This is a genomic window from Actinoalloteichus spitiensis RMV-1378, assembly GCF_000239155.1.
Taxonomy (GTDB): Bacteria; Actinomycetota; Actinomycetes; order Mycobacteriales; family Pseudonocardiaceae; genus Actinoalloteichus_B; species Actinoalloteichus_B spitiensis.
The window spans coordinates 1-5,710 of record NZ_AGVX02000248.1 but is presented as its reverse complement, the minus strand read 5'-3'; the positions used below and the strand labels follow the sequence as shown (position 1 = coordinate 5,710).

General features: G+C 75.0%; 4 protein-coding genes. All 4 read right to left on the bottom strand.

The genetic code is table 11. The features are described 5' to 3' along the window. On the bottom strand, window positions 1–804 hold an 804-nt coding region (locus tag ACTIDRAF_RS28510), incomplete at its 3' end, for a siderophore-interacting protein (protein WP_016699031.1). A 400-nt stretch (window positions 805–1,204) separates the two neighbouring features. After that, a complete protein-coding gene (locus ACTIDRAF_RS0212230) occupies window positions 1,205–2,539 on the bottom strand; it encodes a carboxyl transferase domain-containing protein (protein ID WP_016699030.1) in 1,335 nt (444 codons plus the stop codon). Further along, window positions 2,532–3,986, bottom strand: coding sequence for an acyl-CoA synthetase (locus ACTIDRAF_RS0212225; protein ID WP_016699029.1), 1,455 nt, complete (start codon window positions 3,984–3,986; stop codon window positions 2,532–2,534). Before ACTIDRAF_RS0212225 ends, ACTIDRAF_RS0212230 begins: the two co-directional genes overlap by 8 nt. A gap of 70 nt (window positions 3,987–4,056) precedes the next feature. Continuing rightward, window positions 4,057–5,466, bottom strand: coding sequence for an SLC13 family permease (locus ACTIDRAF_RS0212220; protein WP_016699028.1), 1,410 nt, complete (start codon window positions 5,464–5,466; stop codon window positions 4,057–4,059). Between the last annotated feature and the right edge of the window lie 244 nt (window positions 5,467–5,710).

Here is a 5,710-nt window from a genome sequence, read left to right as displayed (position 1 = left end):
GAAGTAGTGCGCACGGCGATCCCAACCGCGCTCGCCGAGCAGGTGTCGCCGCAACGCGGCGACGAGACCGGCCTCCCCCGCCACCCAGGCGTAGGGCGCGCCGGCGGGCAGCTCGAGCCCCGCCAGTTCGGCGACCAGCCGTTCCCCGGGAGCGACACCGGACCCCTCGGGGAGCCAACGGACCTCCACCCCGGGGCCGGCGGCCAGTGGTTGCGCGTCGTCCTCTGCGGGCACCGACACCAGCACGTGGGCGACGGCGTCCGAGGGCAGTGACTCGACGATCGCCCCGATCGCCGGGAGGGCCGTGGCGTCGCCCACCAGCAGTTGCCAGTCGGCGTCCCCCGGCCGGTACTCGACCCCGATCGGCTCGCCCTGGTGGTGCGCGGCGGGTGCGATCAACCCGAGGACATCGCCCGGCCGAACCCGGTTGGCCCAGCGGGTGGCGGGGCCGGCGTCGCCGTGCAACGCGAAGTCGATGTCGATCTCGGCGAGTGCGGGGCGGTGCGCCCGGATGGTGTAGGTGCGCATGGGCGGTTGGAGGGCCTCGGGCATGGCGCGCCACGCCTGGTACCAGTCGTCGGCGGCGGGCAGCGCGGGGCGGTCCTCGCCGTCCAGGGGTAGCAGGATCTTGACCCGCTGGTCGTACCCGCCGCTGCCGACGGTGGCGATGGCCGCGCCGCCGAGAGTCACCCGCATCATGTTCGGGGTGACCAGGCGGGCGGCGGTCACCGTGGCGTGGCAGACCGTGGACGTGGGCCGTGCGGTCGCGGGCCGGGCTGCGACGGCGGCGTTCGGGGCGGTCATCGGCTCCTCCTTCGGACCCGCGGCCGGCCGAGCACGCCGACCAGGGGCGCGGCGAGCGGGGACGACCGGCGGGGGCGGGTCACGGACACCTCCGGGGCGGCGTTCAGGTTTGCCTACCCTAACCTCCCGCTGCCCCGTTCGGGCAAGGGGTGCGCACCGCCACCCCCGCCTGACAGGCCCGCCGTCCACAGTGGGTGGTGATGGGGACGCGCGGCCTGTCGGTGTGGGAGGAGGCGCCCGCCGGAACCGGCCGCTCGACGGGGCCCACCGCCGCGCGCCTCGTCCGCCCTCGGCGCCACCCGGCCCACGCCGTCACGGGTGCCGGGTCCCGCCCAGCGGGACGGGGACCGTGGGTCGGGCCGGGCCCGGTGGCTGGGCGGGGACGTGGAACGCCTCCTCCTCAGCCCGCCGGCCGCACGATCCCCCGCGCCAGGCCCAGCCCCACCACGTCCTGCGGGCGCAGCCACAGCTGGTCGGCGGTCGCGGGAACCTCGGAGGGGTCCCGCTTCAGGATCGCGGCCGCCGCCTCCGGGGAGGTCACCGAGAAGTAGCTGTCCGGCGCCATCCAGGTGTTCTCCGACGAGGCGAACGCCAACGCCCCACCCGAACCGCCCTCCCCCACCACCAGGGTGGTCACCGGCACCCTGGCCTCGGCGATCGCGGCGAACAGCGCGCCGATCGCGCCCCCGGCCCCGGCCCGTTCGGCGGCGCCGTCGTTGGCCGCCCCCACCGTGTCCACCAGCGTCAGCACCGGGATGCCGAGCCGGTCGGCCAGCCGCACCAGTCGGGCGGCGGTCCGGAACCCGGTCGGGGTCGTCGGCGTCCCCAGTTGCGCCGCGTAGGCCACCGACCGTCCGCCCCGCCAACCGAACCCGCAGGCAACGCCGTCGTCCACGCCCCCGACCCGGTCGCCCCGGATGTCCTCCCGCCAGTCGAAGTAGGCGTCGAGGTAGGCGCCGGCCCGGGGCCGCCCGGGAGCCCGCGCCGCGCTCACCGCCTCCCACCCCGTGCCGGGCGGCGCGGCCGCACCCAGGGCGGCGGGCGGCGGAACCGGGCCCACCGCCGGCCCGGTCAGCAACCGCACCCAACGCGCCACCACGGCGGGGAGATCCGGTGCCGGCACGACCGCGTCGACGTGCCCGGCGGCGAACTGCCCCTCGGCGGTGTAGGCGGCCTCGTCGCCCGGCGGGCGGACCCGGGACCCGGCGAAGCCGATCTGCGCCCCCGGCGCGGCGAGGGTGACGTCCGCGCCACTGGCCAGTGTCGCCCACCCTCCGCCCGTGGTGGGGTCGAGCGCCACCGCGAGCTGCGGCACCCCGGCGAGCCTGGTCCGGCCCATCTCGGTGGCGACGCGGTGCAGTTGGGACAACGCGGCCATCCCCTCCTGGGTGCGGCTGCCGCCGGTCGCGACCAGCGACACCACCGGCGTGCCCCGTTCCCGGGCCTGGGCGAGGGCCGCCCCCACCCGCATCCCGGTCCGGTGGCCGATCGACCCGCCGAGGAAACCGAACTCGAAGGCCACCAGGGTCACGGGCACCCCGGCTACCGTCCCGGTGCCGCAGACCACCGACTCGCTCTCCCCGGACCGCTCGACCGCGCGGGCGTGGGCACCGCCGTACCCCGGCCACCCGATCGGCCCATCCCCCGCCAGCGGGCTGGTGTCCACCGGAACCGACCCGACGAAGTCGGGCGCCAGGGCACGCAGCAGGACCCGGGCCGGCACCCGCTCACCCATCCAGCGCCCGCTTCATGACCTTGCCCAGGTCGTTGCGGGGCAACGCGTCCAGGTAGCGCACCACCCGGGGCCGCTTGTGCGGGGCCAACAGGGTGGCCACGTGATCGGCCAGGTCCGCCTCGGAGGGGCGGGACGCGGCCGGCACCACCCAGGCGACCACCCGCTCCCCCAGGTCCGGGTCCGGCTCCCCCGTCACCGCCACCTCCGCCACCCCGGGGTGGTCGAGCAGGGCGTTCTCGATCTCCCCCGCCCCGATCTTGTAACCGCCGCTCTTGATGAGGTCCGTGGCTCGCCGGCCGACGATCCGCAGGGAACCGTCCGGATCCCGCACCCCCATGTCCCCGGTGCGGAACCACTCGCCGTCGAAGGCGTCCCTGGTGGCGTCGGGACGGTTCAGGTACTCGGTGAACAGGTTCGACCCGGTCACCTGGATCTCCCCGATGGTCTGCCCGTCGTCCTCGGTCAACTCCGCACCGGCGTCGTCGACCAGCCGCACCCGCACCCCGGCCAGCGGGAAGCCCACCGTGCCCGGCCGCGCCGGCCCGTCCACCCGGACACTGGTGTTCATCAACGTCTCGGTCATCCCGTACCGCTCGACCACCCGCTGCCCGGTGGCCGCGCCGATGCGCTCGTGGTCGTGCACCGGCAGCGCCGCCGACCCCGAGACCAGCAGCCGCGCCGAGGACAAGGCCTCGGCCAGGTCGGGCCGGTCCGCGATCTCCTCGGCGATCCGGTGGTACATGGTCGGCACGCCGAACATCATGGTGCCGCCGGCCGACAGCCGCTCGACGAGCGCGTCGGTGCCGAACCGGCCCAGGTGGTGCACCGCGCCGCCCAGCCTGACCGGGCCGAGGATTCCCAGCACCAGGCCGTGCACGTGGAACAGCGGCAACGCCTGCACCAGGACGTCCTCGGCGGTCCACCGCCACGCCTGCCCCAGGGCGTCGATCGTGCTGGCGATCGCCCGGCGGGGCAGCACCACGCCCTTGGGGGCGCCCGTCGTCCCCGAGGTGTAGACGATCAGCGCGGGGTGCTCGGCGGGCGGTTCCGCCGGCAGGTCGCCACCGTCACCGGTCAGCGAGACGCTCACCCGGGGCACCCGCGTCAACGCACGGGGCAGGGTCACCCCGGGTTCGGCGAGGACGAGCGCCGGGGCGCTGTCCTCGACGATGTGCGCCACCTCCCGTTCCCCGCTCCTCGGGTTGATCGGCACGGCGGGCACCCCGGCCACCAGCGCCCCCACCACGGCCACCGCCGTGTGCGCGGTGGGCGTCGCCCACACCGCGACGTGCACTCGCCGGCCCCGCGTGGTCTCCACCGAACGCAGCCGCCGGGCCACCGCCCCGGCCGCGGCGGCCAACCCCGAGTAGTCCAGTGCGACGGACCCGAACCGGACGGCCTCGCGGGCGGGCGGGTTCAACAGGGCGGGAAACAGCGGCTCGGTCACGGGGAACCTCCTGGCTCGCGGTCCACGTCCGGACGACGAGGGACGTCGTGGTCGGCTGGCCGGTCATGGCTCAGCCGAAGCCGGGCACCACGAACGCCAGCCAGATCAGCGCCGGTGCCGCAGCCACCACGATGCTGGCGTAGATCAGCAGCCGGCGGAAGAGGAGATCACGGTCGAAACCGGCGGAGTTCGCCAGGACCAACGCCCCGTTGGTGGAGAAGGGGCTGACGTCGACCACCGTCGCCGACACGGCCAACGCCGTCACCATCCCCACCGGCCCGATGGCCCCGGTCAGCAGGAACGGCACGGCGAGGGGGATGAGCGCGCCCATGATGCCCACCGAGGACGCGAACGCGGAGACGATCCCCCCGATGTAGCAGAACAGCAGGGCCGCCAGCAGGGGAGCTCCGATGCTCCCGACCGCCTCCCCGGCGTAGTCGATGGTGCCCATCGTCTCCAGGACGCTCACGTAGGTCAGCACCCCGCAGATCAACAACACGGTGGACCAGGTGATCTCGGTGACGGCGGCCCGCCCGGTGTCCCGCCACACCACGCTGAGCAGCACGCCGAGGGTGATGGCCGTCAGGCCCACGTCGAGGTCGAGGACGAGGGCGCCGACGACGAGCACCACCAGACTGGCCAGCGTGGTGGCCCGCGCCGGTGTGAGCCGGGGGCCGCCGCCCCGGTCGGCTCGGGAGCTGCCTCCGGGCCGGACGTCCGCACCCCCCGCCCCGGGGGAGGTCCCGGTGTCGGGCACCTCGCCGACCGGTGCCGGGTCCCCTGCCCCGCCGTGCCCGCCCCTCGCCGTGCGGGCCTCCGCCGTCGGCGCGGATGTCGGGTCCGGTTCCAGCTCGGCCGGGGCCCGCACGTCGGTGCGGGGCAGCCGCAGGCCACCCAGCACGACGAAAGCGATGGCGGCGACCACGAGGTTGACGGCCAGGCTCGCGAGGAACGACACGGTCGGGTTGCCCGCCAACCCCTCCCTGGCGACGACGGAGTTCACCGTCGTCCCGTAGACGCTGATCATCGAGAACGACCCGGCCTGGGTGCCGTGCACGAGCAGGACACCCATCAGCAGGGGGTCGATGCCGTAGTTCCTCGCCGCCCGCAACGCGACCGGTGCCAGGATCGCGGCCGCCGCCGGACTGACCGCCCCGATACCGGTCATCAACGCGGCCACGCCGAAGATCACCCAGGGGATGAGGACGACGCGGCCGCCCACGAGGCGCAACGCGGAGTGCACCAGCCAATCGGTCGTCCCGTTGACCCTGGCGAAACCGAACAGGAACGTGACCCCGACCAGCACCACGAAGAGGTCCCCGGGGAAACCGGCGAGGATCGCGTCCTCGTCCATGCCGGCCAGCAGGGTCCCCACCCCGAACGCCGCCGCGAAGGACAGCACACCCATGTTCAGCGACCGGGTGGTCGCGATGACGAACACGGCGACCAGCACGAGGATGGAGATCAGCTCAGCGGACATCGGCGCTCCCGTCCGTGGGTCGCGAAACCGCCGGGTCCACCGTGGACCGGCCCGGTGGTGGTCCCACCGTCCTGCCGGCCGGTCGGGGTGTCAACACCCGGTCCGGACAACTGGCTCGGCCGCTCCGCCAGCAGGCCGCCGCCGGGTTCCGCCGTCGAGAGGTGTCACCGAGGCGTTCGGCTCCGCCCCCGCTCCGGGTCATCACCCGCTGAGCCGCCACAGGTCCAGCACTTCGCACCACCAC